Here is a 26,685-nt window from a genome sequence, read left to right as displayed (position 1 = left end):
ATACCGACGACACCAGCCCCACCCCGCCGGAACAGACGCCGGCGCGGGGTCGGGGGTCGGCCCGGTCGCCGGCGTCTGTTCCGGCGGGGTGGGGCTGGTGTCGTCGGTATCGGCGGGCGTCATCGAAATCCTTGGCGGGGAAGTCCCTGGGCGGGCGCGCGGGCCCGCCGATGTCATGGCGTGGAGGCGGCTCGCCCCCTGGGTGGCAGATTGGCCGATTTGCGGCCTTGCGGTCCAGCCTGCCGCCCGATTTCGCCCTTACCATGACCGGCTCTTGCGAAACGCCGCCGCTCGCGCGAGAGGATAGGGCCATGAGCGAGCCGACCGATCTCATCAAGCCTCCCCTGATCCTCGAGTGCTACCCGACCGGTGAGCGCCCGCCGGACATCGTGCCGGGCCGGCCGCAGCGCGCCTGGATGGACGCCTTTGCCGAGCGTCACCCCTATCGCTGCCTGCCGCTGACCATGGCCAACACCACCGGCTGGGAGATCCTCAATCCCGTCGGCTTCACCGCCGAATGGAACGGCGGGGCGCACCAGGACTGCATTACCTTCACCCCTGACCACCCGCATCCCTCGTTCCACGACCTGGTCAAGAGCCACTTCTCGCGCGGGGTCATCACCTTCCACACCGGCTATCTGTTCCGCACCCCGCCCGGCTGGGCCATGTGGTGCGCCGGCCCGCCCAACCACATCAAGGATGGGGTCCAGCCCCTGGTCGGGCTGGTGGAAACCGACTGGCTGCCCTTCCCCTTCACGATGAACTGGATGTTCACCCGCCCCGGCCGCATCCGCTTCGAGAAGGGCGAGCCCTTCTGCTTCATCACCCTGGCCCCCGACCAGGCCCTGCAGCAGACCCAGCCCATCACCAAGAGCCTCAACAAGAACCCGGACCTGCGCGACCAGTACGACGCCTGGTACAAATCCCGCTCGGAGTTCAACAGCCGGCTGATGAAGCAGGACCCGGAGGCCATGCGCGAGGCCTGGCAGCGGTTCTACTTCCGCGGCGAGCTGCCCGAGGAGAAGGGTCCGGCCCCCAAGGCGCACGTCAACAAGCGCCGGCTGAAGCCTGTGAAGATGGGGTTCTAGAGGCGGCGCCAAACCCGCTTGCAAAGCCTGAAAGCCTCTGCCATAAGCCGCGCTCTCGAATTCGGGCGGCCACGGTCGTCCAGGGATGCGGGCGTAGCTCAGGGGTAGAGCACAACCTTGCCAAGGTTGGGGTCGGGCGTTCGAATCGCCTCGCCCGCTCCATTCGAGACATGACGCAAAGGGCGGCCTTCGGGTCGCCCTTTCGCGTTCCGGGTGGTTAACAGGAACCGACCCGCAAGCCTTCCGTTTCAGTCGCCGGGACGACACTGGAAAAGGCTGAAACCATGGCTACTCGAACCGTAGAACGCACCGATGGCGTAACCACCGAACGCGAAGTCATCCGTGACGGGGCGCAACCCGTCTATGTCGAACGCCGCAGCGGCGGCAGCGCCGGGATTATTATCGGCATCGCCCTGCTGGCGCTGGTGGCCGTGGTCGCCTTCTTCTTCCTGGCCCAGGCCAATCGCAACGAGGCGATCCGCACCGAGGCGGTGACCGACGCGGCGGCCAGTGTCGCCAGCTCGGCCTCCAGCGCCGCTGAGAATGTCTCCGGCGCCGCCGAACGGGCCGCCGACAGCGTGGCGCCCGCCGCCGAATAGGCTCAGGCGGTCACCACCGCCTCGCCCTCGACCCTGACCGGCCAGGCCTCAAGCGCCCGGCCGGCGCAGGGGCCGGCGGTGCAGACCCCATCCTCCAGCCGGAACAGGGCGCCGTGCCCGCCGCAGAGGATGCGGTCGCCCTCGCGGGTCAGATAACGATCGAACAGGGCCAGCGGCCAGCCGGCGTGCGGGCAGCTGTCGACATAGCCGCTTACCCGGCCGCCCGCGCGAACCACGAAGCCGGCGAACATCGCCTGGCCATCCTGGAACCGAAAACCCTTGGCGCCCGGGTCGGCCAGGTCCGTCATGGCGCAGAGCCGCGTGCCGGCCGACGGCCGCGCCGGGTTCAGGCCAGCCCCCCGACCGTCACCCGCCAGGGCCGCACGGTCGACCTCTCGAACAGTCCGGCCAGCTTGTAGGGATCGGCGTCATGGAAGGCCTGGGCGGCCGCCAGATCCTCCGCCTCGACGATCAGCATCGAGCCGGCCATCTCATCCCCGTTCAGGAACGGCCCACCCAGCTTCACCATGCCGGGGCGGTCGGCGACATACTTCAGGTGCGCCTCGCGCGTCGCCAGCCGGATGGGCAGGCCGCCCTCGCGGTCGAGCCATGAAATGACGAACAGGGCCATGGGCGCACTCCAGGTTTGCGCCCTCCTCTAATCGAGCCTGGACCGTGCGTCACGGGTCCGCCGCGTTCGCCGATTGCATCCATCTGGTCTTCCGACCAGGGTGACATCCCGGAACGGGAACTTGAAACCATGCGCGCATTGCGGGTTTTGGCCGGTGGGCTGTGCGCCCTGCTCGTGGCTGCGGCGGGGCCGGCGACGCCCGCCGGGAGGTCGCCGTTTCCGGGCGTCCCGACGCTTGAACTGCTCACGGGCCAGGCGCCGAAGGGCAGCCTGGTGGTCCGCTTCATGGGAACCTCCACCCTGCTGTTCGATGACGGCGAGACCCGGATTCTGATCGACGGCTTCTTCACCCGGTCGGAGACCTGGAACCCCTTTGCCCGGATCGCGCCGGATCCCAAGGCCATCGACCACGCGATCCGCCGCGCGGGGATAGACCGCCTGGATGCCATTCTGGTCGCCCATTCCCACCACGACCACGCCATGGACTCGGCCGACGTCGCCCTGCTGACCGGTGCGGAGCTGGTGGGATCGAGATCGACCGCCAACATCGCCGTGGGCCGGGGACTGCCGAGGCCCCGTCAAACCGTCGAGGACCGCAAGGCCTGGACCTTTGGCCGCTTCAACATCACCGTGATCCCCTCACCCCACAGCCCCAGCCTGTTCGGCCGCCCCCTGTTCGAGGGCGAGATCGACGCTCCACTGCCGCAACGGCCGAGGATGAAGGCCTATCGCGAGGGGGGCGGCTACAGCTTCCTGATCGAGCATGACGGACTGCGGGTGCTGGTGCATCCCAGCGCCGGGGCGAGTCCGGGCCAGTACCGCCGCCACCGGGCCGATGTCGTGTTCCTGGGTATCGGCAGCCTTGGAAAGCAGGGTGGACGCTTTGCCGACCGCTACTGGGGCGAGGTGGTCCAGACCACCCAGGCCCGGCTGGTCATCCCGATCCATTGGGACGATTTCACCCGGCCGCTCACCGAGCCCCTGAGACCGACGCCCTGGCCCTTCGACCGGCCCCAGGCCGGCATGAAGAGCGTCGTCGAACGCGCCCGGAACGGCCCTCGCCTCGCCCTGATGCCGCTGTTCGACCCCGTGCTGGTCCGGCCTGCGATCCTTTAGCGTTCCGCCTTCAGGGGCCGCGACAGCAGGCCGAGTATGGCTTCATCGACCCCGACCTCGCCGGCCAGGATTTCGGCCACCGCCTGGCAGATCGGCATCTCGACGCCCAGACTGGCCGCCAGGTCGCGCACCGCCGGGGCGGAGGCCACGCCCTCGGCGACCGACAGCTTTCCGGCCAGGGCCTCCTGCAACGACTGGCAGCCGCCCAACGCCAGGCCGACGCTCATGTTGCGCGATTGGGGGCTGGAGCAGGTCAGCACCAGGTCGCCCAGACCGCAGAGGCCGGCTACCGTCTCCGCCTCGCCCCCCAGGGCCACCGCCATCCGGGTCATCTCGGCAAAGCCCCGGGTGATCAGGGCGGCGTGGGCGCTGCGGCCCAGGCCCTTGCCCTCGACGATGCCGCAGGCGATGGCCAGGACGTTCTTGATCGCCCCGCCGGCCTCGGCGCCGATCATGTCGCCGGCCAGATAGGGCCGGAAGCTCGGGGTGGCCAGGGCCTCGGCCAGGTCCCGTCCGAGCGCCTCGTCCGGACAGGCCAGGGTGACCGCCGTCGGCAGGCCGCGGGACACCTCTCCGGCAAAGCTGGGTCCCGACAGCACCGCCGGAGCGCAATCGGGCAGGGTTTCGGCCAGGACCTGGGTCATCAGCTTCAGCGAGCCCTGCTCCACCCCCTTCGAACAGAGGAGCACGGGAAGGCCCGGCCGGGCATGGGGCGCGAATTCCGCCAGGGCCGGGCGCAGGAACTGGGCCGGCGCCACCGCCAGCACCAGATCGGCGCCGGCCAGATCGGCCATGTCGGTGGTGGCCGCGATGGCGTCGTCCAGGCGCACGCCGGGCAGGAACATCGCGTTCTCGCGCGTCTCGCGGATCTGGCGCACAGCCTCGGCCTCGCGCGCCTGCAGGCAGACCGACAGCCCCGCCCGCGCCGCCACCTGGGCCAGGGCCGTGCCCCAGGCCCCGCCGCCGATCACCGCCGCCCGCTTCATGGTCATGCCTTTGCCCCTTTGCGCCCGGGGGCGTGGGTTGGGTTGCTGAGTGCCGCCGCCTGGTCCAGCGGCCAGCGCGGCCGGGCCACGGCGTCGAGGCCGTCATGGATACCGAGCGCCAGCCGTTCGGCGCCGGCCAGGGCGATCATCGCCGCATTGTCGGTGCAATAGGCCAGCGGCGGGGCGGTGAAGGAAAAGCCCCGCTTCTCCGCCACCGCTTGCAGCCGCGCCCGGACATGCCGGTTGGCCGCCACCCCGCCGGCGACCACGAAGCGACGCTCGCCCGGATACCGCTCGGCATAGGCCGCCATGGCCCGATCGGACCGCTCGGCCAGCTGACGGGCGATGGCCTCCTGCACGCTGGCGGCCAGATCGCGCCGATCGCCCTCGTCGATCTTGTCGGCCATCCGCGCCGCGGCCGTCTTCAGCCCAGAGAAGGAAAAGTCCATGGTCTCGCGGCCCAGCAGGGCGCGCGGCAGAGGAAACCGCTCGGCCTCGCCCCCCTCGGCCAGCTTCTCCAGCGCCGGGCCGCCCGGATAGGGCAGGCCCATGGCCTTGGCGATCTTGTCGAAGGCCTCCCCGGCCGCATCGTCGATGGTCGAGCCCAGCCGACGACAGGCGCCCACCCCCTCGACCTCCAGCAACTGGCAATGACCGCCGCTGACCAGCAGCAGCAGGAAGGGATAGGCGACCGCCGCCCCCAGCCGGGCCGAAACCGCGTGGCCCTCCAGGTGATTGACCGCCACCAGCGGCAGGCCCCGCGCCAGCGACACCGCCTTGCCGAACGACAGCCCGACCATCACCCCGCCGACCAGCCCCGGCCCGGCCGTGGCCGCCACCCCGGTCAGGTCCTGGTAGCCGACGCCGGCCTGGCGCATGGCCTCTCCGGCAATGGCGTCGATGCTTTCGACATGGGCGCGGGCGGCGATTTCCGGCACCACCCCTCCGAACGGGGCGTGCTCGTCGATCTGGCTGGCGATCACCGAGGACAGCACCGTCACTTCGCCGTCGGCGTCCAGCCGCACGACGGACGCGGCGGTCTCGTCGCAGCTGGTTTCCAGGCCTAGGACGGTATGCGTAATCATCCGGGTTTGCCGTACGCGGGCTGCTCCTGTAGCAGCCGCGATACCTTTCGTATCGTGAACGCCCGAGGTAGCCCTCCCGCCATGTCGCCGCAACCACCCGTCCGGATCGGAACCCGCGCCTCCAAGCTGGCGTTGGCCCAGTCGGGCATGATGCAGCGGCGGATCGCCGCCGCCCTGGGCGGCTTCGACCGGCCCGACGAAGTGGCGCCCCTGGTCCGCATCACCACCACCGGCGACCGCATCCAGGACCGACGCCTGCTGGAGATCGGCGGAAAGGCGCTGTTCACCAAGGAGATCGAAGAGGCCCTGCTCGACGGCCGCATCGACGCCGCGGTCCACTCGATGAAGGACGTTCCGGCGGAGATGCCCCCCGGCCTGGTGATCGCCGCCATCCCCGAGCGCGAGGACCCGCGCGACGCCTTCATCTCCAAGCAGTGGGAAACGATCAGCGACCTGCCCCAGGGGGCCCGCCTGGGCACCGCCTCCCTGCGCCGCGCCGCGCAATGCCTGGCTGTCCGGCCGGACCTCCAGATCGTCATGCTGCGCGGCAACGTCGACACCCGGCTGGCCAAGCTGGCGGCCGGCGAGGCCGACGCCATCCTGCTGGCGGCCTCGGGTCTCAACCGGCTGCAGATGGGCGATGTGGTGAGGAGCTTCCTCGACCCCCTATCGGCTCCTCCGGCGCCGGGCCAGGGCGCCCTGGCCATCCAGACCCGCGAGGAAGACGCAGACGCCCCTTGGCTGGACGCCGTCCGCCACCGCCCGACCGCCATCGCGGTGGCCGCCGAGCGGGGGGCGCTCGAAGCGCTGGAGGGCAGCTGCCGCACCGCCGTGGGCGCCCATGCGGTGCTCGAGGGCGCCGTCCTCAGCCTGACCGTCGAGGCCCTGACCCCCGACGGCTCGGCCCGCTTCCGCCGCGAGGCGAAGATCACCCTTCCCGAGGACGGCGCCGAAGCCGTCGCCCGCGCCCTGGGCGCTGAGGCCGGCCAGGCGGTCCGCCGCGATGGCGGCGACCGCATCGTCCTGCATGACTGATGGGGTCAAGAAGGTCTGGGTCACCCGCGCGCGGCCGGGCGCCGACGAAACCGCATCCCGTATCGAAGACCTTGGCTTCACCCCCGTCGTTGTCCCCCTGCTGGAAGCCCGCGCCCTGGGCCATGATCCCATCGACCTGACGGGCATCGGCGCCCTGGCCTTCACCAGCGCGCGCGGGGTCGAGGCGCTGGCCACTCGCACCCTCGTCCGCGACCTTCCGGTCTTCGCCGTCGGAGCCGCCACGGCGAAGGCCGCCCGCGACGCCGGCTTCACCCAGGTCGTCGCCGGGGACGGCGATGTCGAAGCCCTGGCCGACCTGATCGCCCGGCAAGGCGCCAACGCCGGAACCCTGCTCCACGCCGCCGCCGCCCAGCCGGCCGGGGACCTGGTCGGCGACCTGACCCGGCGCGGCCTCGCGGCCCGCGCGCTTGCCGTCTACGAAACCATCGAGACCGACCCCGGCGGCGTCCTGTCTCACCTTCCCAACCTGGACGCCGCCCTGGTCCATTCGCCCCGCGCCGCCCGCGCCCTGGCGGCCTTCCTGGCCGATCGTCCGACCCCCGACATGCGCCTCCTGGCCCTGTCCCCCGCCGTGGCCCAGCCGCTGGCGGCCCTGAAATGCGCTGGGATCGCGATCGCCCCGTTCCCCAACGAGCCTTCCCTGCTTAAGGTCCTGTCAAAAGCCGGCTAGCCGACGCAGACCGAATCGCTCCGCACCCATGACCGCGCCCGAGACCGACGACATCATCCCACCGCGCGATCCGGCCGATTTCGGTCGCCGACGGGGCCGGGGCGTAACCATCGTGGCGGTGTCCGCCCTGGTGCTGGTCAGCGTCGCCCTGGGCTTCGGCGCCGCCCAGTTCGCCGACCGGGTCAATGCGCCCAAGGCCGCCCCGGCCCCGACGCCCGTCGCGCCTCCGACCCTGGATCCCCGCCCGAGCCCCGATCCGGTCCCGCCGCTGGCCGGGGCGCCGGTGGAGGTTCCGGTCGTCTCCAGCGGGCTCGAAGACCTGGAAGCCCGCGTCGCCGGCCTGGAGGACGGCCAGCGCCGCACCCTGTCGGCAGCCGGCGCCGCCCTGGCCGCCGCCTCTCTGGGCGAGGCCGCCCAGACCTCCCGGCCCTTCACCGCCGAACTGGCGGCGTTGGAACAGGTGATGCCGCTGTCACCGGACGTGCGGGCCCTGCGCCCCCTGGCCGAGACCGGCGCCCCCAGTCGCGCAGCCCTGGCCGCGGAGTTCAGCGCCGCCGCCGCCCGCGCCTCGGTCGATGCCCGCGCCCCTGGCGAGGGCGCATCGTTCGGCGACCGCATCCTGCACGCCCTGTCGCGGGTGGTGACCGTCCGCCGGGTCGGATCGACCACCGGCAACGGTCCCGACGCCGTGCTGGCGCGGGCCGAGCGCCAGGCGGCAGAGGGTGACCTGGCCGGGGCGCTCAACACCCTGCGCGCCCTGCCCCCGCGCGCCGCCGACGCCATGGCGGGCTGGCGGGCCCGCGCCCAGCAGCGGGTCACCCTGGATCGTCACCTGGCCAACATCCGAGCCCAGGCCCTGGCCGATCTTGCGGCTGCGCAAGGCGCGGTGGGTCAGGGGGCGCGGCCGTGATCCGCACCGCCATCGTCCTGTTCCTGGTCGCCGCGGCGGCTGTGGCCATCCTGGCGCTGACCCGCGACGCCGGGACCGCCACCCTGACCTGGCTCGACTGGCGGATCGACATGACCGCGGCGGCGGCGGCCCTGCTGGTGCTGTTCACCGCCCTGGCCGCCACCCTGTTCTGGCGACTGGCCATCTGGCTGCTGGAGATCCCCAAGCGCGCCGAGCAGGCCCGCACCGAGCGTCGCCGCCGCGAAGCGGGCGAGGCCCTGGCGCGCGGCTTCCTGGCCGCCGCCGCCGGGGATGGCGGCGAGGCCCGCCGCATGGCGCTGAAGGCCGGCGAGTTGAGCGACGAACACCCCGCCCTGGTGCGCATCCTCACCGCCCAGGCGGCCGAGGCCGCCGCCGACCCAGCCGCCGCCAAGGCCGCCTATGGAGCCATGGTCGCCTTCCCCGAGATGCGGCTGGCCGGCCTCAAGGGCCTGATGCAGACCGCCCTGGCCGAGGGCGACCGGGCCGCCGCCCTGCGCCATGCCGAGACCGCCTATGGCCTGGCCCGCACCGCGCGCTGGGCCTGGCGCGCCGTGCTGGAGGCCAAGCTGGAGGCCGGCGACTGGGCCGGGGCCCTGGAACTGGTCAAGAGCGCCCTGGACCGCAAGATCGTCTCGCCGATCGTCGCCGACCGCACCCGCGCCGCCCTGCTGACCGCCCTGGCCGCCAGCCTGGAGCAGGGGGATGAAAAAGCCCGCAAACAGGCTCTGGACCATGCCTCGCAATCGGCCAAACTGGCCCCCGCCTTTGCCCCCGGCGCGGTGATGGCCGCCCGGCTGGCCGGGGAGGGGCGCAAGGGCGGCGGCTATATCGAGGCGGCCTGGAAGCTGCAGCCGCACCCCGCCCTGTGGCTGGCCTATCGCGACATGACCACCGCCGAGACGCCGCGCGAACGGGCCCGCCGGCTATGGACCCTGGCCGCGCTCAATCCCGATCATCGCGAGTCCCGCATCCTGATGGTCGAGCAGGCCCTGATCGCCGGGGAGATCAGCGGCGCTCGCAGCGCCGCCGCCGCCCTGGCCGACGAGCCTCTGACCGCCCGCCTGGCCGGGCTGTTCGCCCGGGCCGCCAATGCCGCCGGAGCGGTGGACGAGGCCCGCGCCTGGATCGCCCGGGGGGTCGCCGCGCCGCAGGAAGCCGACTGGTCCGACCTCGACCCCGAAGGCCACGCCTTCAACTATCGACCGGACGACTGGGCCCGGCTGGTGGCCAGCTATGGCGAGACCGGCGAGTTGATCCACCCGCGCCTGGAGCGCCGTGAGCGGGCGATGAGCGACCTGCCGGAGCTCCCCGTCTCCTATGTCGAGAGCGCCGCCTTCGTGGCCGCCGCCGAGACCGGCGCCGCCCCCCTGGCCATCGACGATCCCGGCCTGGACGGCCTCTACGAGACCGAGCCGGAGCCCGAACAGCCGCCGCCCGCCAAGCCGCCCACCCGCCGCCGGCAATCCACCGTCGCGCCTCGGCCTCCGAAGTAGGGGCGAGCGCTCCCAGCGGTCTCCAACAACAAGACCGCCGTTATTTGTAACAGCATGTATTGCAGATATGGACGCCGGGTCTATCTGAGGTGGGCATTGTCCCAACAAGGAGCCTCCCCATGTCCCCACGCCTGCCGATCTACGCCGCTGTCGCCGCCCTCGCCCTCACCCCCTTGGCCGTCGTCGCCCAGGACGCCTTCACCAAGGAGCCGGCCCAGGTCCAGGCCGGGACCTATGAGCTCGACGCCAGCCACGGCAAGGTGACCTGGGCGGTCAACCACTTCGGCTTCTCCACCTACGTCGGCCAGTTCAGCGGCACGGCCGGGACCCTGACCCTCGATCCCAAGGCCCCGACCGCCAGCAAGCTGGACGTCACCGTCCAGACCGCCAGCGTCGGCACCCTGAACGAAGGCCTCGACACCCACCTGAAGTCGGCCGACTTCCTCGATGTCGCCAAGTTCCCGACCGCCAGCTTCAAGGCCACCTCGGTCAAGCTGACCGGCAAGACCACCGCCGACGTAACCGGCGACCTGACGCTGCACGGGGTCACCAAACCGATCGTGCTGAAGGCCGTGTTCAACCAGGCCGGCATAAATCCGGTGAACAAGGTCTACACCGTCGGCTTCGACGGCGAGGCGACCATCAAGCGCACCGATTTCGGCATCACCACCTACGCCCCGGCTATCGGCGACGAGGTGAAACTGACCATCGAGGCCGAGTTCAAGAAGGTCGGCTAAAGGCCCAAGGCCAGGCAGGGCCGCGGCATCCGCGCCGCCCTGCTTGGCAAGCCGCCCCCGCTTCGCTAAACAGGCGCTCCCTCCGGGGAGCCTTCTTGATGAGGGCCGCTTTAGCTCAGCCGGTAGAGCGGCGCATTCGTAATGCGTAGGTCAGGTGTTCGAGTCACCTAAGCGGCACCATCCTGCTTCGCCTGTCCGGGCGTCCCAGGCCGTATCCTGATGAAGCACCGGGGCTGATCGCACAGGATGTCGGAGGCCCGGAACGGGCTCTTGCGATTCCGGCAGTTCCGCAAGCCGGGGCTGCCCGGCCTGCTGCTTGGCCATCGTCCCGATCAAAGGGCCGCGAAGTCGATCCCGGCCCGGCTCAGGTCGGCGATCAGCTTGGCGTACAGCAGGCCAAGCTGGTTGTTGCCTCGGCCGAGGGCGTCTTCCGACATCACCTCAGCCGGCGCGATGAGGCCCCCGCCGGCGGCCACGACCAGCCAGCCTTTTTCCACCAGGGCGGCGACGTGGCGCCGGGTGGTTTCGAAGGGCAGGCCGACCTCGGCAGCCAGGGCCCGCACGCTGATCGGATCCCGCAGCACGTCCGGCGGCGGACAGGCCTGGGTGGAGTAGCGCCAGGCCAGTTCGGGGATCCGGCTCATCCGCCTGACATTGGCGCACATCACCGCGCTCCAGACGCTGGCCCGGATCACCCCGCCGAAGATGCCGACATCCTCCAGATAGCGGATCTGCAGGTCGATGATGATCCGCGCCGCCAGGGCCGCCGGCGCCGACTGCTCGGCAAGCTCGATCCGATAGCCGAAGGCGGTCGCCATGCCCTCGAAATCGAAGCCCAGGATCGCCAGGTCCCGCAGGGCCTGGACAGCGACGTCCCGCGTCTCCTCGGCCATGCGCTGAAACGGCGGGTCCAGCAGGGCCCCGGCAATGGCGATCACCCCGCCATCGACCTGTTCGCAATAGCCGGCGTCGAGCATCCGGCGGATGCGGGTCCGGACGGTTTCATAGGGCAGGGCCAGGGACTGGGCGACGGCGTGGGCGCTGATCGGCCGCATGAGCTCGCGTTTGGCCTCGGCCCCGCCGGGCGTCGCCATGCGCCGCGCCTCGGGCGAGCCGTAGGGCAGGTGCGCGAGATTCGCGCTCAGCAGGGTGTCGAAGATCAGCCCAGCGACGTTGTCGCCGCCATGCGGCCGCCCGCGCGCCACGCGGCTGGCCTGCAGCATCTCCGCGATACTGCGGGCCAGCATCCTGACCGGAGGGGCGGGGTCCGTCATGGAAGAGCAGGTCCGGCGTCGTTCGAAATAGCCGGCGCGGACCTAGCCCAGGAAGTTGATCAGCACCGGCGCGGCCACGTTCCGCCACAGCAGCCGGACGAAGATGATGATCAGGATGGCCACCAGCGCGCTGATGTCCAGCTGGCCCCAGCGGGGCAGCACCCGTTGCAGGGGCCGGATGATGGGGTCGGTGATCGCCTCGAGGAAATGGTGGACCTGGTAGGCAAAGCGGTTGCGCAGGTTGATGACGTCGAAGGCGACCAGCCAGCTGACGATCGCCCGGAGGATCAGCAGCCACATGGCCATCTGCAGGATGATGTCCACGATCTGGAAGATCGTCAGGCCCATGTCGCGTTCCTTCATCGCGCCGTCGCGGCGCCCTTGCCGGATGAGTCTAGTGATGAGAGAGCCGCCCGGCAACGGCGGCCCGTCCCGATGCCGCGCGGCGCGCCCATACCCGTCTTGACAGCTCCCGGCCCCCGGCCGTATGTGCCGCCCTTCCCGCATCCTGGGACGGGGCCGTAGCTCAGTTGGTAGAGCGCGTCGTTCGCAATGACGAGGTCAGGGGTTCGACTCCCCTCGGCTCCACCAGGATCTGATCGCGGGCCGTCAGGCGGCCCAGCCCATCAGCTTCAAGGTGGCCAGGGCCAGGATGGCCAGGCTCGGGACGCCCAGCGTCCAGTACATCACGTCTTTCATGGTCATGCTTCCCTCAGCGTCGTTTGAACGCGCTGCCTCCCGTGGGGTTGCGGGCTGAGCGGAGCATGATTCGCGGCCGGTCGAAATCGGCCTTGGTCAGTGGAAATCGCGGCTCTTGGGCAGGACGCGGACGTCGCGGGGATGCCGATGCCGCGGCGGATCGCCCCGCCCCGGCGCGCTCGACGTCGCCTCGTCGCCATGGGCCGGCACGGTGCGCAGCGGCGCCGCCGACAGCAGGCCCAGCGTCCAGGTCCAGTCCTCGATGCTCTCGGCCACCAGATGGGTCACCCCCTCGGCCCGTTGCAGCCGCCCGCGCACCAGGATCATCCGGGCGCTCATGATCACCGGCCGGAACGCCTCGAACACCGACGGCCAGACCACGATGTTGGCCACGCCGGTCTCGTCCTCGAGGGTGATGAAGCAGACACCCTTGGCCGTCCCCGGTCGCTGGCGCACCAGCACCACCCCGCCGACGGCCGTCTTGCGGTTGGGGGGGTCGCTGTTCACCCGTTCGCAGGCGATGGCGCCCGCCGTCGCCAGCCGCTCGCGCAGGAAGGTCAGCGGATGGTCCTTCAGCGACAGCCGGATGGTCTCATAGTCCTGCACCACCTCCTCCGACGGCGCCGTGGCCGGCAGCGCCTGGGGCGGCGGCCCGTCCTCCTCCGCCACCCCCGCCTGGGCGAACAGCGGCAGAGGCCGGCTGCGGGGCAGTCCCCGCGCGGCCCAGAGAGCGCCGCGCCGGGACAGGTCGAGCGATCCCAGGGCGTCCGACGCGGCCAGCAGTTCCAGGGCCCGCGCCGGCAGGGTGGCGCGCATCCGCAGGTCGTCGATCGAGGTGAAGGCCGCCGCCTCGCGGGCCTTCATGATCAGCCTGCCCCAGTCCTCGCGGAAGCCGTCGATCTGGCGCAGGCCCAGACGCAGGGCGCAGCGGGCCGCCTCGGCGCGGGGTTCGAGCGTGCAGTCCCAGTCGCTGGCGTTGATGTCGGGATGACGGACCTCGACCTGATGTTCCCGGGCGTCGCGAACCAGCTGGGCCGGGGCGTAGAAGCCCATCGGCTGGCTATTCAGCAAGGCGGCGCAGAAGACGTCCGGATGAACGCACTTCATCCAGGCCGAGACATAGACCAGCAGGGCGAAGCTGGCGGCATGGCTTTCCGGGAAGCCATACTCCCCGAACCCCCGGATCTGGGCGAAACAGTTCTCGGCGAACTCCGGATCGTAGCCCCGCGCCTTCAGCCGCCCGACCAGCATCTCCTCGAAATTGCCGATCGTTCCGTTGTGGCGGAAGGTGGCCATCGCCCGGCGCAGCCCGTTGGCCTCGTCGCCGGTGAACTCGGCCGCCTCCATGGCGATGCGCATGGCCTGTTCCTGGAACAGGGGAACGCCCAGGGTCTTGTTCAGGATGTTCTTCAGCTCATCCGGGTCGTGCGGCGGGGCCGGCTTGGGAAAGGCGATCTCGAACGGCAGCCCCTTGCGCTCGGCCTCGCGCTTGGCGGTGCGGGCGGCCAGATAGGGGTGGACCATGTTGCCCTGGATCGGGCCCGGGCGGACGATCGCCACCTCCACCACCAGGTCGTAGAAGACCCGCGGCCGAAGCCTGGGCAGCATGGCCATCTGCGCCCGGCTCTCGACCTGGAAGACGCCCAGGGAATCGGCCCTGCAGAGCATGTCGTAGACCGGCGTCTCGTCGGTCTCGCCCAGCACCGAGGCCAGGTCCCAGCGGCGGCCGTAGAAGCGCTCGATCAGGTCGAAGCCCTTGCGGATGGCGGTCAGCATGCCGAGCGCCAGGACGTCGACCTTCATGATCTTCAACTCGTCGATGTCATCCTTGTCCCACTCGATGAAGGTGCGGTCGTCCATCGCCGCGTTGCCGACCGGGACCATCTCGACCAGCGGCCCCTGGGTCAGCACGAAGCCGCCGACGTGCTGCGACAGGTGGCGGGGAAAGCCGATCAGCTCGCGCGTCAGGTCCAGCGCCAGCCGCATCCGCTGTTCTTCCTTCGACACCCCGGCCCGTTCGGCGTGGCCGTCCTCGACCTCGCTGCCCCAGCTGCCCCAGACCGTGCCGGCCAGGGAGCCGGTGACGTCCTCGGTCAGGCCGAGCGCCTTGCCGACCTCGCGGATCGCCGACCGGGGCCGATAGTGGATGACGGTGGCGCAGATCGCCGCCCGCGCCCGTCCGTAGCGGCGGTAGATGTACTGGATGACCTCCTCGCGCCGCTCGTGCTCGAAATCGACATCGATGTCGGGCGGCTCCTTGCGCTCCTCGGAGACGAACCGCTCGAACAGCAGGTCCATCTTGTCGGGGTTCACCGAGGTGATGCCCAGGCAGTAGCAGACCACCGAATTGGCCGCCGAGCCGCGCCCCTGGCAGAGGATGCCCTGCTCGCGCGCCCATTTGACCACGTCGTGAACGGTCAGGAAGTAGTGGGCATAGCCCTGGCGGGCGATGATCCTCAGTTCCTTGTCGATGGTGGCCCGGATCTTGGGGGTCAGTCGCCGGGGAAAGCGCCAGCGGGCGCCCTGCCAGGCCAGGTCGGCCAGGTGCTGGTCGGGCGACTTGCCGGACGGCACCGGCTCGGCGGGATAGTGGTAGGCCAGCTCCTCCAGGGAGAAGCGGCAGGCCTCCACGATCTCCAGGCCGCGGGCCAGGGCCCGCTCGTGGCCGCGGAACAGGCGGGCCATCTCGGCCGGGGATTTCAGATAGCGTTCGGCGTTGACCTGCAGGCGGAAGCCGGCCGCATCGATGGTGGTCCCCTCGCGGATGCAGGTCAGCACGTCCTGCAGCGGGCGGCGGGCGTAATGGTGGTAGAGGGCGGCGTTGGTGGCCACCATCGGGATGCCCAGGCTGTCGGCCAGCCGCGCCAGATGGCCCAGCCGCGCCCGATCGCGGCCGTCGCTCAAGGGATTGGCGCCGAGGTAGAGCCGGTCGGGCCAGGCCCTGGCCCAGGTCCGCAGCCGGGCGGCGAAGGCGGCGTCGACCACTCGCGGGGCCGGGGCGATGGCGACCAGCCCCTCGCCGTGGGCCGCGGCCTGGTCGAAGGTCAACCGGCACTCGCCCTTGGTGGTGCGGCCGTCCTCGTCATTGCCCAGCACCTCGCTTTTGCCCAGCGACAGCAGGCGGCAGAGACGGCCGTAGGCGGCGCGGCCTCGGGGATAGACGATCAGCGGGCTTTCATCGGTGAACACCAGCCGCGAGCCGACCAGCAGACGCATGCCCGCCTGCTTGGCGCGGCTGTGGGCCCGCACGATCCCGGCCAGGGTGTTGCGGTCGGCGATCCCGATGGCGGCCAGGCCCAGGTACTGCGCCTGTTCAACCATCTCTCCGGGATGGGAGCCGCCTTCGAGGAAGGAGAAGTTGCTGACGGCGTCGAGCTCGGCGTAGGTCATTCGAGGCGCCCTTCAGGGGCTTCCCCTGACCTGCGCACCCCCTTTCCCGTCATCCTCGCACTTGTTGCGAGGACCCATACGCGCGGGCGGATGGGGCGAGCGATGGATCGGCAAACACCCCCTCGGAGGGGTTCGTGATCATGGGTCCTCGCAACAAGTGCGAGGATGACGGAGGGGGAGGCGGTGCGAGGAGTAGAGCTTTCTACATCCAACTCCCGTACAGATCGTCCCAGTGCGGGTTGTCCCGCTCGATCAGGTTCACCTTCCACTCCCGAACCCAGTGCTTCATCGTCTTCTCGCGCTGGATGGCGCTGGTCATGAGTTCGAAGGTCTTCCACCAGACCAGCCGCTTGCATCCATGCTTCTTGGTGAAGCCGGGGACTGCCCCCTCGCGGTGCTCGAAGGCGCGGCGGGCCAGATCGCTGGTGACGCCGACATAGATCGTCCCGTGCCGGCGACTGGCCATGATGTAGACGGCGATTATCCCTTCCCTCACCGAAGCCCTCCTTCGCGTCGCTCATGCGAACACCCCGTGCATCCACCAGCCGGGCGGGTGGGCTTCGATCACGCCGGGTTCGACTTCCCGCTGGTCCTCGCGCTCGTACAGCCCTTCACGGAACAGCCAGTAGCGGCGGCCCTCGCCGTCCTCGACGCGGAAGTAGTCGCGGGTCCGCGCCGGGCGGGCCTTGTTGATCGGCCGCCACCATTCGGGGGAGATCCGTTCGGGGCCTTCGGCGCGGACCACCCGGTGGGCGACGCGGCGCCAGGTGAACCGGGCGGGGGGACCATCGGGGATGGCGGCGATCGGCACCTGCACCGGCTCGGGCGGGTCGAGCAGCAGCAGCGGCCGTTCGGGCAGGGGCGGGGCGGCGAGCGCTGTCGGCGGGCCGCGATCGGCCGGGCGCCGGGCCTGGCTGCGCTCGGGCAGCCAGCTGCCCCGGCCTTCCAGGCGGAAGACGGACGCCTCGCCCAGACGCGCGCCCAGCCGGTCGAGCAGGGCGGCCAGGGCCAGGGTGGCGTCCTCGTCACGGCCTCTGTCGAGATCCGCCTGCACCGCCTTCAGGGGTTCGGCCAGGTCGGCGGTCAGCATCAGGGCGTCTATGCCGAAGCCAAGGTCAAGCCGCTCCAGCCCCCGCTCCTTGAGCACCTTGGCCAGATGGGCCGGGCGAGCGGAGGGGGCGCCCAGGGCCACGCTCAGGCTGGTCGCGCGACCATCGACCCGGAACCCGGTCAGGGTCAGGCGCCGGGCGCCCTGGCCATCGCGCTCGAGGATCTCGGCCAGGGAGGGGGCCAGGTCGTCCAGCACCGTCTCCACCCCGGCCGCGTCGATCACCGGCTCCAGGAAGGTGCGCCAGACCCGCCAGCCGGGCGGGGGGCGGACCGGCTCGAGGATTTCCGGCTCGCTCCCCAGGGCCTGGTCGAGGCGGCGCACCAGGGTCAGTCCGGCCTCGCCCCGGAAGCGCCGGGCCAGGCCCGCGCGAGGCAGGGCCATCAGCTCGCCGAGGGTGCGCAGGCCAAAGCGCGACAGCAGCTTGACGTCCTCCGCGCTGATCCGCAGGGCCGCCGAGGGCAGGGGCGCCAGGGCCTCCCGCGTCTTTCCGGCCGGGACCAGCCGCCGTCCCTGGCCGAACCGGGCCAGGGCCCAGGCGGCGCCGGCGGTGTCGGCCATGGCCAGCCGGGCGGGAATGCTCGCCGCCTTCAGCCGCGTGGCCATGTCGGTCAGCAGGGCGATTTCGCCGCCGAACAGATGGGCCCCGCCGGTCATGTCGATCAGCAGGCCCTCCCGGCCGGGCGAGGCGGCGTCCATGGCCACGCAGGGCGAATAGCGCTCGGCCCACAGGGCCAGCAGGCGCAGCGCCTCGACGTCGCGCTCCGGCTCCGCCGGGTGGCTGATCAGGGCCGGGTTGGCGGCCCGCGCGTCGGCATGAGCCTGGCCCATGGCGTGGCCGAGCCGCCGGGCGGCCGGGTTGGTCGCCGACAGGGTGAGGCCCCGGACTCCCGACTGCACCAGGGCGAAGGCGGCGCCCTCAGGCGGCGGAGACCGCCCGGCCGCGCGGGACCAGACCGTGATCGGCCAGTCCGGCAGCCAGACGGAAACGATGCGCTTCATCGTCCCACTCCAGGAGCCATTCGCCGGGCGGTTCGCCCCGGCTTCGGGTGAGGGCGGCGGTCGATGGCCTGACCCTGCTGGCCAGCCGCCGGCTCGACCTGGCGGCGCGGGAGGCGTCGGCCCCCTGTCTGCTGCTGCGCACCCGTCCGCCGAAGGACATCAGCGCCGCCACCGTGCCGGCGACGGCCCGCGACCTCAGCGCCTCCTCCAGCGCCCAGAGCACCTGGGCCTCCTTCTGGGTCTCGATGATCAGCAGGCTGCGCGGATCGAGGCCCAGACCCGTCAGCCCATCCCGGAACCACAGCCCATGTTCCCGCACCCAGGGCCGGGGCGCGGCCAGCACCGTCGGCCGGGGATCGCCCTCGCCGGCCCGGGCCAGGGCGAAGGCCAGGGCGGCGATCCGCCCCTCGATCCCCTCCCCCCAGGCCTCCTCCAGCCCGAGCCGCGCCGCGCGCGGGGCGAGGGCGGGGTTGGTACAGTCGTGAAGCGAGCTTGCAGCGAACATTGTGTTTCTGTTTTGTTCTCTTTTTCGGAAGAGTCAATGCGAGTCATTCAGGGTTGGTTTCGACCCCTGTTGGCGGAAATCGGACTCCTTGAAGGATTCCAGATGCTTGGTGGGGACTCTGAAAAAACGGGATTTTTTAACCCCGCCTGATCCCTCCTCCGTCATCCTCGCACTTGTTGCGAGGACCCATACGCGCAAGCGGTTGGGGAGTGAGCCGCGTTCAGCCCGTCTCTCATACGTTCGAGATCATGGGTCCTCGCAACAAGTGCGAGGATGACGGAGGGAGGGGGGAAGAGGAGAGCGACGCTCTACCCTAAACCGCAAATCCCAGCCGCCGCGGATCCTCCTGCGGATCCACCCCCACGGCCTGCAGCATCTCGCCCCGCTCCGGCCCCAGCTTGACCGGGTACCACTTGCGCTTCATCGCCCGGGGCGTCGCCCAGGCGGCCAGCACCTTGGCCCCATTGGACGGCCGCTTCAGCCAGGCGCGGCTGTCCTCCAGCATGTGGAAGCCGCGCATGAACTCGCGCAACAGGTCCGGGTCGCGCCGGATAGCGATGGCGATCGCGTCGTCGGTGAAGCTCTTCATCACCTTGGCCTTGAAGCTCGGCCGGTAGGCGGCGTTCAGCGCATTGCGGGCGCGCTTGATCGCCGCCCGGTCCTGGGTGCGCATGTCCTCGTAATAAGGACGCAGCTCGCCCCGAACCGCGTTGGAGAAGGCGACCGCGCGGGCCGTTGGATCGGTCTGCGCCTCCAGGGTCTGGGCGACCAGCTCCCCGGTCACCGCGGCGAAGGAACAGCCCCGGCCATAGAGGGGATTGGTCCGCACCAGACCATCGCCGATCGGGAACAGGCCCACCGCCAGCGGCCGCCCCTCCGGCGCCATCTCGCGCCAGCGGCTGCGCAGGTCGCCCATGCCGAACACCTTGCTGACCGGTTCGGACCGCTCGACGTCGGTCCAGCGGGCGATGCCCGGCATCTGGGCGCAGACGGCGTCGAACACCTCCGGCTTCATCACCGCCTTGCGCAGCGCCTCCTCGATCTCCGGCACCGCCAGGGTGATGGAGAAGCAGCCGTTGTCGGCCGGGAACACCCCGTACTTGATGAAGCCCAGGTCGCCGGCCCCGGGCACGGTCCCGCGTTCCGGTTCCGCCATCCCCGGCCGCAGCCGGTAGTGGCGGGTGTAGTAGAGGATGCCGGCGTCCTCGGCCTCCTCGGGAACCTCGATCCCCGCCTCGGCCAGCCAGTCGAAGGTGTTGGTCGAGCGGCCGGCGGCGTCGACCACGATCCCCTTGAGCACCTCGCCGTCCTCGAGCGTCAGCCCCTCGCAGACGAAAGTCCCATCCCGCACCTCGCCGGCCAGGCCGGAGACGTTGACGCCGCTGCGCAGGGCCACGGCCGGCAGCTCGGTGACGTACTGGCGCAGGACCAGCTCGAGCGTGGTGCGGCGGCTGGTCAGGACGGTGAGGGTCTCGTCGATCGGCTGGGGCCGGTAGCGCTGCGCCACCTGCGGCGACAGGCCGGAAGCGAAGGTCAGCTCCTGGCAGCCGGCGTCCTTCAGCCGCTGCATCAGGGCCGGATGCCGCTCGACGATGATCGACCGCAGACGGGCCAGGAAGGCATGGCTGTGGCGCAGGTGGCCCACCCCTCGCCGGTTCCAGTCGGCGAAGGCCGTGTCGGCGTCCCCCGCCGGCGGCGGCGGATCGCGCTCCAGCACGGTGACCGCATGGCCCCGGCTGCCCAGGGCCAGAGCCGTGAACAGCCCGGCCATGCCGGCGCCGACGATCAGAATGGGCTGGTCCATGACGCTGCCTCAACTATGTATCAGTTGATACAATATGGGGCGTCAGTCGGCCGGAGGAAAGGCTGTCGTGGCGGAAATCGGCCCGCGAAAGGGTGCGACAAAATGGAAAGGCCCGGCGCCTTTCGGCTCCGGGCCTTGAGTTTCCGACAGTTTTGAACCGTCAGGTGTTCATCGACTGGAAGAAGTCGCCGTTGGTCTTCGACTGGCGCAGCTTGTCCAGCAGGAACTCGATGGCGTCCTGGCTGCCCATCGGGTTGAGGATGCGGCGCAGGATGTAGGTCTTGGTCAGCTGGTCCTTCGGGGTGATCAGCTCTTCCTTGCGGGTGCCGGACTTCAGCACATCGATGGCCGGGAAGATGCGCTTGTCGGCGACCTTCCGATCCAGCACGATTTCCGAGTTACCGGTGCCCTTGAACTCTTCGAAGATGACTTCGTCCATCCGGCTGCCGGTGTCGATCAGGGCCGTGGCGATGATCGTCAGGCTGCCGCCCTCCTCGATGTTCCGCGCCGCGCCGAAGAAGCGCTTGGGACGCTGCAGGGCGTTGGCGTCCACGCCGCCGGTCAGCACCTTGCCCGAGGACGGGACGGTGGTGTTGTAGGCGCGGCCCAGGCGTGTGACCGAGTCCAGCAGGATGACCACGTCGCGCTTGTGCTCGACCAGGCGCTTGGCCTTTTCGATGACCATCTCGGCCACCTGGACGTGGCGGGTCGCCGGCTCGTCGAAGGTGGAGGCGATGACCTCGCCCTTCACCGTCCGCTGCATGTCGGTGACTTCTTCCGGTCGCTCGTCGATCAGAAGGACGATCAGGTAGCATTCGGGGTGGTTGGTCTCGATCGACTTGGCGATGTTCTGCAGCATCACCGTCTTGCCGACCCGCGGCGGGGCGACGATCAGGCAGCGCTGGCCCTTGCCCAGCGGGGCGACGATATCGATCACCCGGCCGGAGCGATCCTTCACCGTCGGATCGGGCAGCTCCATGTTGAGCCGCCGCTCCGGGTAGAGGGGGGTCAGGTTGTCGAAATGGACCTTGTGCCGCACGTTCTCCGGCGGCTCGAAGTTGATCTGCTTGACGTCGACCAGGGCAAAGTAGCGCTCGCCTTCACGCGGCGCGCGGACGCCGCCGTCGACGGAATCGCCGGTGCGCAGGCCGAATTTGCGGATCTGCGAGGGCGAGACGTAGATGTCGTCCGGACCCGGCAGGTAGTTGGCTTCCGGCGAGCGCAGGAAGCCGAAGCCGTCGCTCAGCACTTCCATGGTGCCCGATCCGGAAATCTCCACGCCTTCCTCGGCGAGGGTCTTCAGGATCGAGAACATCATGTCCTGCTTGCGCATGGAGTTGGCGTTCTCGACCTCCAGCTTTTCGGCCAGGGCCAGCAGCTCGGCCGGCGGAGTGTCCTTCAGCTGCTGAAGGGACATGCGGGTGAAGCCGAGCTCGGCCACCACGGCGGCCAACTCGTCATCGCCTTCTTCGCCGTTGAGCGCGGCGTCTTCGGCGGTTTCCGCGACGGCGGAGGTGTCGGGGCCCTCGTCCAGGCCGGCGTCGGAGACGGTCTCGAGGATGTCTTCGGCGGCTTCGGGGGTTTCGGATTCGATGGGGGTGTCTTCGGACATAGATGGACTCATGGCGTCAGGCCGCGCGCTGCGACCTGGAGGGAGTGTAAGCGCCGGGCCGTTGAGGGCTTGCGGCTATGGGAATTCATTCAGGGGATCCGGCTGGTCGTCGGCGTGTCGTCACGCGGAGGGGCCGGAAAGAGGAGACTGCCGAAGCAGCGCCGTGAGGGGAACCACAGGGCTCCGCTGGCGTCAAGGTGGGACGCGGTCGCGGGGGTTTCAAGAGATCAGCGGCTGAGGAACTGCGTCGTGACCGCCAGGACCGCAATGATGGCCAGAACGAAGGGGATTTCGTTGGTCATCCGCCAGAACTTTTCGGGCCGGGTGTTGGTCCCGGCCTCAAACCGCTTGCGGGCGCCGGCGAGAAAGCCGTGCCAGCCGGACAGGGCGATGACCGCGATCAGCTTGGTGATCATCCAGGGCTGGGCCAGGAACGCCCAGCCGCTCTGGTTCACATGGACGGCGATGAGCAGCAGGCCGAACAGCCAGGTGGCGATCATCGCCGGGTTGATGATGATCTTGAGGAGCTTGATCTCCATGACCTTGAAGGTCTCGTCCATCTCCGAGCCGGGCGTGGCCTTGGAATGGTAGACGTACAGCCGCGGCAGGTAGAGCATCCCCGCCATCCAGGCGATCACCGCCAGGATGTGCAGGCCCCGGATCAGGTCGAACTGGCTGGTCAGAAAGCTCATGGCGCGGTTGTAGCCATCCTCGGGCACTGCTTCCAGCCACTGCACCGGTAGGAGCCGTCGCTGTCGATGCCGGTGCGGCCGAGGGCCGAGACCGCGGCCTCGGCCAGGCCCTCGATGAAGCTGGCATCGATACCGAGCGCCGGGACCCGGACATAGGCCGGACAGCCTTCGTGCCTGGCCACCTCGCCATACTCGATGTCGAGTTCGACCAGGGTCTCGATGTGTTCGGAGACGAAGGCGATGGGGGTGACCACCAGGGCCAGGCCCTCTTTCGACGCGGCGCGGATCTCGTCCTCGGTGTTGGGGCCGAGCCACTTCATCGGCCCGACCCGGCTCTGGTAGCTGACCCGCCAGTCCCAGTCGCCGGAGAGCCGGGCGGCCACGGCGGCGGCGGTGGCCTCGATCTGGGCCTGGTAGGGATCGCCACCCTTGATGACCTTTTCAGGCAGGCCGTGGGCGGAGAACAGCAGGCGGGCGGGACCCGGTCGGCCGGCGGCCTCGAAGGCCTCTTCGATCAGGCGGGCGTGGGCCTCCACGAAGGCGTCGCCGGCCGGCCAGCAGCAGACGGCGCGGCTCGTACCCGGGCCTTTGTAGGCGGCCTTCCAAGCCTTCATCGATGAGCCGGTGGTGGTGGTCGAAAACTGCGGATAGAGGGGCAGCAGCAGGACCTCGTCCGGGGCGAAGGCGGCAACCTCGGCCGCGGTCTCCTCGGTAAGCGGCTTCCAGTAGCGCATGGCTATGAAGCTGCGGACCTCGTCGCCCGGCAGGCGTTTGGCCATAGCGGCGACCAGGGCGTCGGCCTGTTTGCGGGTTTCGGGCAGCAGGGGCGAGCCGCCGCCCATCAGGGCGTAGTTGCCTTGGGCCATCGGTGCGCGGCGGCTGGAGATCAGCTTGGCCAGCGGGGTGCGTACGATACCCGGCAGGCTGATGATGGCCGGATCGTTGAACAGGTTGAACAGGAAGGGCTCGACGCTGTCCGGGCCATCCGGCCCGCCGAGGTTGAACAGGACGACCGCGATCCGTCTCGTCATTTGCCGGTCACTCGTTTCAGCACCCGCTCGACGTGGGCGATGGGGGTGTCGGGCAGGATGCCGTGGCCGAGGTTGAAAATGTAGCGGCCGCCGCCCCATTGTTCGAGCAACTGGTCGACCCGGCGGTCCAGCTCCGGACCACCGGCGCGCAGCAGCAGCGGGTCGAGGGCGCCCTGGATGGCCTTGGTCCTTTGCAGCCGCAGGCCGACCGCCGCCGGGCAGGCGGTGTCGAGGGCGACGCAGTCGACATCGACCTCGTCGGCATAGACCTCGGCATAGGCGGCCGAGCCGCGCGGAAAGCCGATCAGCGGGGCGGTGACGTTCAGTTCCTTCAGCCGCCGCACGATGATCTGATGCGGCCGGACGACCAGGCGGTGGAATAGGTCCTCGGGCAAGCCCTCGGCCCAGCTTTCGAAGATCTTCAGCACCTGGGCGCCCGACTCCGCCTGCATGGCCAGGTACCGCGCCGTGCTTTCGGCCAGGATATCCATCAGCCGGTCCATGGCCTGCGGCTGTTCGTAGGCGAAGGTCCGAGCCTTCGACCGATCCGAGGACCCGCCCTCGATCATGTAGCTGCCCACCGTCCAGGGCGCGCCGGCAAAGCCGATCAGCGTCTTCTCCGGATCCAGCCGGCCGCGCACCAGCGCCAGGGTGTTCCCGATCGCCGAGAGCCGTTCGGTCGAGGCCTCGATCTCCCCTGCCATGCTGTCGAGACTGGGCATCTCGCCGAGCCTTGGCCCCTCGCCGGCCTCGAACCAGACCTTCTGGCCAAGGGCGCCGGGGATCAGCAGGATGTCGGCGAAGACGATGGCCGCATCGAAGGGAAACCGCCGCAGCGGCTGCAAGGTGACCTCCGCGGCCTTCTCGCTGTCATGGCAGAAGGCGATGAAGTCAGGCGCGGTCGCCCGCACGGCGCGATATTCAGGCAGGTACCGCCCCGCCTGGCGCATGAACCAGACGGGCGGGCGCTCGAGCGTCTCGCCGGCGAGAACGCGGAGCAGGGCGGGAAGGGGCGCGGGATTCATGAGCGGCCTTCTGATCCCCGCCAAGCCGACACGCAAGTGCGGACAGGCAAGGCCCCTCCTTAATCTCTTAATAGAAGATTAATTTTAAGGGGGAAGAAGAGGTAGGCACAGGGCGCCGTGGGGATAACCCGGCCAAGGTCTGAACGGCGCCCAGTCGATCCGCACAGGGCGCCTGCGGATTCTCACAGGGCCATCGCAGCCTGTGGACTGCGGGGACAGTTGGCGAAGTCCTTGATGGAGCCAGGGGAATCCCGGAGCAGGTCGGGCGATATCGGTTATCGAACCGGAGTCGTTAAACAGGGGCTCGGGTATGCTTTCCCCAGTGTCTCGCGGCCGTCGATCCTGTGGGCTCGGAAAGTCTTAACGAGAGGTTAATCCACCGGCCTCGGCCGCTGTCGCCGGCGGGCGTGGAGGGATGTGGATCGGTTAACGATCCGTTAACGCCCTTCTCCACAGGCTGTTGCATCCGGAGCGGCCTCTCCAGCCGGGCCTTGGCGCGCATCCCGTCGGCGGCGTATGGAAGCTTCACGATGACGCCCGCCAAGATCGCCACCTACTTCCATGTGCACCTGGTCTCCGACTCCACCGGCGAGACCCTGAACGCCATGGCCCGCGCGGTCTGCGCCCGGTTCACCGACACTTTGCCGATCGAGCATATCTACGCCCTGGTCCGCTCCGGGCGGCAGATGGAGCGGGCGCTGGAAGAGATCGCCGAGGCGCCCGGTATCGTCATGCACACCATCGCCGAGCCGGAGCTGCGCACCGCCCTGGAGGAAGGCTGCCGCCGCCTGGAAATGCCCTGTATCGCCCCGCTCGACCCGGTGATGGCCAGCATGAGCCGCTATCTGGGCATCGCCGTCTCAGCCCGCGTCGGCGCCCAGCACGCTCTGGACAGCGACTATTTCGACCGGATGGAGGCGCTCAACTACGCCATCGGCCATGACGATGGGGCCGGCGGACCGGATCTCGCCCAGGCCGACGTGGTGCTGGTCGGTGTTTCCCGCACCTCCAAGACCCCGACCTGCATCTATCTGGCCCACCGGGGCGTGCGGGCCGCCAACATCCCCCTGGTGCCGCACATGCCGGCCCCGCCCCAGCTGCTGGAACTCAAAAACACCCTGATCGTCGGCCTGATCGCCTCGCCCGACCGCCTGGCCCAGATCCGCCGCAACCGCCTGTTGTCGCTGAAGGAGGATCGCGCGCCGGACTACGCGGACATCGACGCTATCCGCCAGGAGATCATCCACGCCCGGCGCCTCTTCGAACGGCACGGCTGGCCGGTGATCGATGTGACCCGGCGTTCGGTCGAGGAGACCGCGGCCGCGATCATCAACCTGCTGCACGGCGGCCGGGCCCAGGTGGAGCTGCTGACGTGAGACCGGTCATCCTGGCTTCCACCAGCGCCGCCCGCCGCGCCCTGTTCACCGCCGCCGGGGTGGCGCACGAGGCCATGTCGCCCGGCGTCGACGAGGACGCCGCCAAGGCCTCCCTGCTGGCGGACAACGCAACCCCCCGCGAGGTGGCCGACGCCTTGGCCGAGCTGAAGGCGGTACGGGTCAGCGCCAAACGCCCCGGCGCCCTGGTCATCGGCGCGGACCAGGTCCTCGATTTCAAGGGCCGGCTGTTCGACAAGGCCAAGTCGATGGCCGAGGCCCGTGAGCGGCTGCGGCTGATGCGCGGCGAGAGCCACCAGCTGCATTCGGCTGTGGTCGTGGCCCTCGACGGGGCCCCGATCTGGCGCGAGGTTCCCTCGGCCAGGCTGACCATGCGCCCCTTTACCGACGACTTCCTCGACGCCTGGCTGGAACGCCAGGGCGAAGGCCTGCTCAGCTCGGTCGCCTGCTACAAGCTGGAGGACGAGGGGGTGCAGCTGTTCTCCAGGATCGAGGGCGACTATTTCACCATCCTCGGCCTGCCGATGATCGGCCTGCTCGACCTGCTGCGCCGCCATGGCGCCCTGCCCCTATGACCATCACCGGCGCAACGGCCATCGCCGGCATTGCCGGATCGCCCGTCACCCATTCGATGAGCCCGGTGCTGCACAACGCCTGGCTGGCCGCCGCCGGGATCGACGGCGCCTATGTTCCCTTCGCCGTACCGGTCGGCGGGTTCGCGGCCTTTGCGGGGGGGCTGCGGGGCGGGGTGGTGCGG

At 70.0% G+C, this 26,685-nt stretch carries 25 protein-coding genes, 3 tRNA genes and 1 pseudogene; 14 read left to right on the top strand and 15 right to left on the bottom strand.

What is annotated here, in order from left to right; translation table 11 throughout:
- Window positions 1-344 precede the first annotated feature (344 nt).
- The 3 genes from GVN21_RS18930 (at window position 345) to GVN21_RS18920 (ending at window position 1,687) form a co-directional block, all read left to right on the top strand.
- Window positions 345-1,088 (top strand): DUF6065 family protein, encoded by a 744-nt coding sequence (locus GVN21_RS18930; RefSeq protein WP_166576299.1) that lies wholly within the window; start codon window positions 345-347, stop codon window positions 1,086-1,088.
- A gap of 87 nt (window positions 1,089-1,175) precedes the next feature.
- Window positions 1,176-1,250, top strand: a tRNA-Gly gene (locus GVN21_RS18925).
- 122 nt (window positions 1,251-1,372) lie between these two features.
- The gene (locus GVN21_RS18920) at window positions 1,373-1,687 is read left to right on the top strand and encodes a hypothetical protein (RefSeq protein WP_166576297.1); all 315 of its coding nucleotides are present in this window, start codon (window positions 1,373-1,375) and stop codon (window positions 1,685-1,687) included.
- 2 nt (window positions 1,688-1,689) lie between these two features.
- On the opposite strand, the gene GVN21_RS18915 is transcribed toward GVN21_RS18920, so the two are convergent.
- Both GVN21_RS18915 and GVN21_RS18910 read right to left on the bottom strand, forming a co-directional pair.
- Window positions 1,690-1,995, bottom strand: a complete 306-nt coding sequence (locus GVN21_RS18915) for a Rieske (2Fe-2S) protein (RefSeq protein ID WP_166576296.1) — start codon at window positions 1,993-1,995, stop codon at window positions 1,690-1,692.
- A gap of 38 nt (window positions 1,996-2,033) precedes the next feature.
- On the bottom strand, window positions 2,034-2,318 hold the full coding sequence (locus tag GVN21_RS18910) for a YciI family protein (protein ID WP_166576295.1): 285 nt from the start codon (window positions 2,316-2,318) through the stop codon (window positions 2,034-2,036).
- Between the two features lie 129 nt (window positions 2,319-2,447).
- On the opposite strand from GVN21_RS18910, the gene GVN21_RS18905 reads away from it, so the two are divergent.
- Window positions 2,448-3,434 carry an MBL fold metallo-hydrolase gene (locus GVN21_RS18905; protein WP_166576294.1) on the top strand — a complete coding sequence of 329 codons (987 nt, stop codon included), beginning with the start codon at window positions 2,448-2,450 and terminating at the stop codon, window positions 3,432-3,434.
- Here the strand turns inward: GVN21_RS18905 and GVN21_RS18900 are convergent.
- Both GVN21_RS18900 and tsaD read right to left on the bottom strand, forming a co-directional pair.
- Entirely contained in the window at window positions 3,431-4,426 is a 996-nt protein-coding gene (locus tag GVN21_RS18900; RefSeq protein ID WP_166576293.1) for an NAD(P)H-dependent glycerol-3-phosphate dehydrogenase, read from the bottom strand. The genes GVN21_RS18905 and GVN21_RS18900 overlap by 4 nt on opposite strands.
- The gene (gene tsaD / locus GVN21_RS18895) at window positions 4,423-5,505 is read right to left on the bottom strand and encodes a tRNA (adenosine(37)-N6)-threonylcarbamoyltransferase complex transferase subunit TsaD (RefSeq protein WP_166576292.1); all 1,083 of its coding nucleotides are present in this window, start codon (window positions 5,503-5,505) and stop codon (window positions 4,423-4,425) included. Before tsaD ends, GVN21_RS18900 begins: the two co-directional genes overlap by 4 nt.
- Window positions 5,506-5,586: 81 nt before the next feature.
- Between tsaD and hemC the strand changes: the two genes are divergently transcribed.
- The 6 genes from hemC (at window position 5,587) to GVN21_RS18865 (ending at window position 10,572) form a co-directional block, all read left to right on the top strand.
- Window positions 5,587-6,540, top strand: coding sequence for a hydroxymethylbilane synthase (gene hemC / locus GVN21_RS18890; RefSeq protein ID WP_166576291.1), 954 nt, complete (start codon window positions 5,587-5,589; stop codon window positions 6,538-6,540).
- A complete protein-coding gene (locus GVN21_RS18885) occupies window positions 6,533-7,231 on the top strand; it encodes a uroporphyrinogen-III synthase (RefSeq protein ID WP_166576290.1) in 699 nt (232 codons plus the stop codon). The genes hemC and GVN21_RS18885 overlap by 8 nt, the downstream gene beginning before the upstream one ends.
- A 28-nt stretch (window positions 7,232-7,259) precedes the next feature.
- A complete protein-coding gene (locus GVN21_RS18880; RefSeq protein ID WP_166576289.1) occupies window positions 7,260-8,141 on the top strand; it encodes a hypothetical protein in 882 nt (293 codons plus the stop codon).
- Window positions 8,138-9,655 (top strand): heme biosynthesis HemY N-terminal domain-containing protein, encoded by a 1,518-nt coding sequence (locus tag GVN21_RS18875; RefSeq protein ID WP_166576288.1) that lies wholly within the window; start codon window positions 8,138-8,140, stop codon window positions 9,653-9,655. Before GVN21_RS18880 ends, GVN21_RS18875 begins: the two co-directional genes overlap by 4 nt.
- A 119-nt stretch (window positions 9,656-9,774) precedes the next feature.
- On the top strand, window positions 9,775-10,392 hold the full coding sequence (locus GVN21_RS18870) for a YceI family protein (RefSeq protein ID WP_166576287.1): 618 nt from the start codon (window positions 9,775-9,777) through the stop codon (window positions 10,390-10,392).
- A 104-nt stretch (window positions 10,393-10,496) separates the two neighbouring features.
- A tRNA-Thr gene (locus GVN21_RS18865) sits at window positions 10,497-10,572 on the top strand.
- Window positions 10,573-10,724: 152 nt separating this feature from the next.
- Here the strand turns inward: GVN21_RS18865 and GVN21_RS18860 are convergent.
- A complete protein-coding gene (locus GVN21_RS18860; protein ID WP_166576286.1) occupies window positions 10,725-11,666 on the bottom strand; it encodes a hypothetical protein in 942 nt (313 codons plus the stop codon).
- A 42-nt stretch (window positions 11,667-11,708) separates the two neighbouring features.
- Window positions 11,709-12,014 (bottom strand): YggT family protein, encoded by a 306-nt coding sequence (locus tag GVN21_RS18855; RefSeq protein ID WP_205690176.1) that lies wholly within the window; start codon window positions 12,012-12,014, stop codon window positions 11,709-11,711.
- A 167-nt stretch (window positions 12,015-12,181) separates the two neighbouring features.
- On the opposite strand from GVN21_RS18855, the gene GVN21_RS18850 reads away from it, so the two are divergent.
- A tRNA-Ala gene (locus GVN21_RS18850) sits at window positions 12,182-12,257 on the top strand.
- A gap of 204 nt (window positions 12,258-12,461) precedes the next feature.
- Here the strand turns inward: GVN21_RS18850 and GVN21_RS18845 are convergent.
- The 9 genes from GVN21_RS18845 to hemE all read right to left on the bottom strand — a co-directional run bounded on the left by GVN21_RS18845 (window position 12,462) and on the right by hemE (window position 24,534).
- On the bottom strand, window positions 12,462-15,755 hold the full coding sequence (locus tag GVN21_RS18845) for an error-prone DNA polymerase (RefSeq protein WP_166576284.1): 3,294 nt from the start codon (window positions 15,753-15,755) through the stop codon (window positions 12,462-12,464).
- Window positions 15,756-15,957: 202 nt separating this feature from the next.
- The gene (locus tag GVN21_RS18840; protein ID WP_205690178.1) at window positions 15,958-16,221 is read right to left on the bottom strand and encodes a GIY-YIG nuclease family protein; all 264 of its coding nucleotides are present in this window, start codon (window positions 16,219-16,221) and stop codon (window positions 15,958-15,960) included.
- 51 nt (window positions 16,222-16,272) lie between these two features.
- Window positions 16,273-17,865, bottom strand: a complete 1,593-nt coding sequence (locus tag GVN21_RS18835; protein ID WP_166576283.1) for a DNA polymerase Y family protein — start codon at window positions 17,863-17,865, stop codon at window positions 16,273-16,275.
- Window positions 17,783-18,370 carry a hypothetical protein gene (locus GVN21_RS18830; protein WP_166576282.1) on the bottom strand — a complete coding sequence of 196 codons (588 nt, stop codon included), beginning with the start codon at window positions 18,368-18,370 and terminating at the stop codon, window positions 17,783-17,785. Before GVN21_RS18830 ends, GVN21_RS18835 begins: the two co-directional genes overlap by 83 nt.
- Before the next feature lie 313 nt (window positions 18,371-18,683).
- Window positions 18,684-20,174, bottom strand: coding sequence for an NAD(P)-binding protein (locus GVN21_RS18825; RefSeq protein WP_166576281.1), 1,491 nt, complete (start codon window positions 20,172-20,174; stop codon window positions 18,684-18,686).
- A gap of 160 nt (window positions 20,175-20,334) precedes the next feature.
- Window positions 20,335-21,786, bottom strand: a complete 1,452-nt coding sequence (rho, locus tag GVN21_RS18820) for a transcription termination factor Rho (protein WP_166576280.1) — start codon at window positions 21,784-21,786, stop codon at window positions 20,335-20,337.
- 227 nt (window positions 21,787-22,013) lie between these two features.
- Window positions 22,014-22,478 (bottom strand): CopD family protein, encoded by a 465-nt coding sequence (locus GVN21_RS18815; protein ID WP_166576279.1) that lies wholly within the window; start codon window positions 22,476-22,478, stop codon window positions 22,014-22,016.
- On the bottom strand, window positions 22,475-23,509 hold the full coding sequence (hemH, locus tag GVN21_RS18810; protein ID WP_166576278.1) for a ferrochelatase: 1,035 nt from the start codon (window positions 23,507-23,509) through the stop codon (window positions 22,475-22,477). The genes GVN21_RS18815 and hemH overlap by 4 nt, the downstream gene beginning before the upstream one ends.
- Window positions 23,506-24,534, bottom strand: coding sequence for a uroporphyrinogen decarboxylase (hemE, locus tag GVN21_RS18805; RefSeq protein WP_166576277.1), 1,029 nt, complete (start codon window positions 24,532-24,534; stop codon window positions 23,506-23,508). Before hemE ends, hemH begins: the two co-directional genes overlap by 4 nt.
- Before the next feature lie 530 nt (window positions 24,535-25,064).
- Here hemE and GVN21_RS18800 point away from each other — a divergent pair.
- From GVN21_RS18800 to GVN21_RS18790, 3 genes and pseudogenes are all read left to right on the top strand, one after another.
- Window positions 25,065-25,910, top strand: a complete 846-nt coding sequence (locus GVN21_RS18800; protein WP_166576276.1) for a pyruvate, water dikinase regulatory protein — start codon at window positions 25,065-25,067, stop codon at window positions 25,908-25,910.
- Complete coding sequence (locus GVN21_RS18795) at window positions 25,907-26,503, top strand: Maf family protein (protein ID WP_166576275.1); 597 nt, start codon at window positions 25,907-25,909, stop codon at window positions 26,501-26,503. The genes GVN21_RS18800 and GVN21_RS18795 overlap by 4 nt, the downstream gene beginning before the upstream one ends.
- A pseudogene (locus GVN21_RS18790) lies at window positions 26,500-26,685 on the top strand (shikimate dehydrogenase); the annotation flags it as partial. The gene GVN21_RS18795 and the pseudogene GVN21_RS18790, both read left to right, overlap by 4 nt.

The organism is Caulobacter sp. SLTY (assembly GCF_009905535.1).
GTDB lineage: Bacteria > Pseudomonadota > Alphaproteobacteria > Caulobacterales > Caulobacteraceae > Caulobacter.
The sequence above is the reverse complement of the archived record's forward strand: the minus strand, read 5'-3'. Positions and strand labels throughout refer to the sequence as shown.

Excerpts from the sequence above, each read along its gene's own strand:
- GVN21_RS18920 (WP_166576297.1), top strand. The coding sequence starts at position 1,373 with ATGGCTACTCGAACCGTAGAACGCACCGATGGCGTAACCACCGAACGC.
- GVN21_RS18910 (WP_166576295.1), bottom strand. The coding sequence starts at position 2,318 with ATGGCCCTGTTCGTCATTTCATGGCTCGACCGCGAGGGCGGCCTGCCC.
- GVN21_RS18840 (WP_205690178.1), bottom strand. The coding sequence starts at position 16,221 with ATGGCCAGTCGCCGGCACGGGACGATCTATGTCGGCGTCACCAGCGAT.
- tsaD (WP_166576292.1), bottom strand. The coding sequence starts at position 5,505 with ATGATTACGCATACCGTCCTAGGCCTGGAAACCAGCTGCGACGAGACC.
- GVN21_RS18915 (WP_166576296.1), bottom strand. The coding sequence starts at position 1,995 with ATGACGGACCTGGCCGACCCGGGCGCCAAGGGTTTTCGGTTCCAGGAT.
- GVN21_RS18855 (WP_205690176.1), bottom strand. The coding sequence starts at position 12,014 with ATGGGCCTGACGATCTTCCAGATCGTGGACATCATCCTGCAGATGGCC.
- GVN21_RS18835 (WP_166576283.1), bottom strand. The coding sequence starts at position 17,865 with ATGAAGCGCATCGTTTCCGTCTGGCTGCCGGACTGGCCGATCACGGTC.
- hemE (WP_166576277.1), bottom strand. The coding sequence starts at position 24,534 with ATGAATCCCGCGCCCCTTCCCGCCCTGCTCCGCGTTCTCGCCGGCGAG.
- GVN21_RS18845 (WP_166576284.1), bottom strand. The coding sequence starts at position 15,755 with ATGACCTACGCCGAGCTCGACGCCGTCAGCAACTTCTCCTTCCTCGAA.
- GVN21_RS18880 (WP_166576289.1), top strand. The coding sequence starts at position 7,260 with ATGACCGCGCCCGAGACCGACGACATCATCCCACCGCGCGATCCGGCC.
- GVN21_RS18870 (WP_166576287.1), top strand. The coding sequence starts at position 9,775 with ATGTCCCCACGCCTGCCGATCTACGCCGCTGTCGCCGCCCTCGCCCTC.
- GVN21_RS18885 (WP_166576290.1), top strand. The coding sequence starts at position 6,533 with ATGACTGATGGGGTCAAGAAGGTCTGGGTCACCCGCGCGCGGCCGGGC.
- rho (WP_166576280.1), bottom strand. The coding sequence starts at position 21,786 with ATGTCCGAAGACACCCCCATCGAATCCGAAACCCCCGAAGCCGCCGAA.
- GVN21_RS18800 (WP_166576276.1), top strand. The coding sequence starts at position 25,065 with ATGACGCCCGCCAAGATCGCCACCTACTTCCATGTGCACCTGGTCTCC.
- GVN21_RS18905 (WP_166576294.1), top strand. The coding sequence starts at position 2,448 with ATGCGCGCATTGCGGGTTTTGGCCGGTGGGCTGTGCGCCCTGCTCGTG.
- hemH (WP_166576278.1), bottom strand. The coding sequence starts at position 23,509 with ATGACGAGACGGATCGCGGTCGTCCTGTTCAACCTCGGCGGGCCGGAT.
- GVN21_RS18825 (WP_166576281.1), bottom strand. The coding sequence starts at position 20,174 with ATGGACCAGCCCATTCTGATCGTCGGCGCCGGCATGGCCGGGCTGTTC.
- GVN21_RS18860 (WP_166576286.1), bottom strand. The coding sequence starts at position 11,666 with ATGACGGACCCCGCCCCTCCGGTCAGGATGCTGGCCCGCAGTATCGCG.
- GVN21_RS18815 (WP_166576279.1), bottom strand. The coding sequence starts at position 22,478 with ATGAGCTTTCTGACCAGCCAGTTCGACCTGATCCGGGGCCTGCACATC.
- hemC (WP_166576291.1), top strand. The coding sequence starts at position 5,587 with ATGTCGCCGCAACCACCCGTCCGGATCGGAACCCGCGCCTCCAAGCTG.
- GVN21_RS18900 (WP_166576293.1), bottom strand. The coding sequence starts at position 4,426 with ATGACCATGAAGCGGGCGGCGGTGATCGGCGGCGGGGCCTGGGGCACG.
- GVN21_RS18830 (WP_166576282.1), bottom strand. The coding sequence starts at position 18,370 with ATGTTCGCTGCAAGCTCGCTTCACGACTGTACCAACCCCGCCCTCGCC.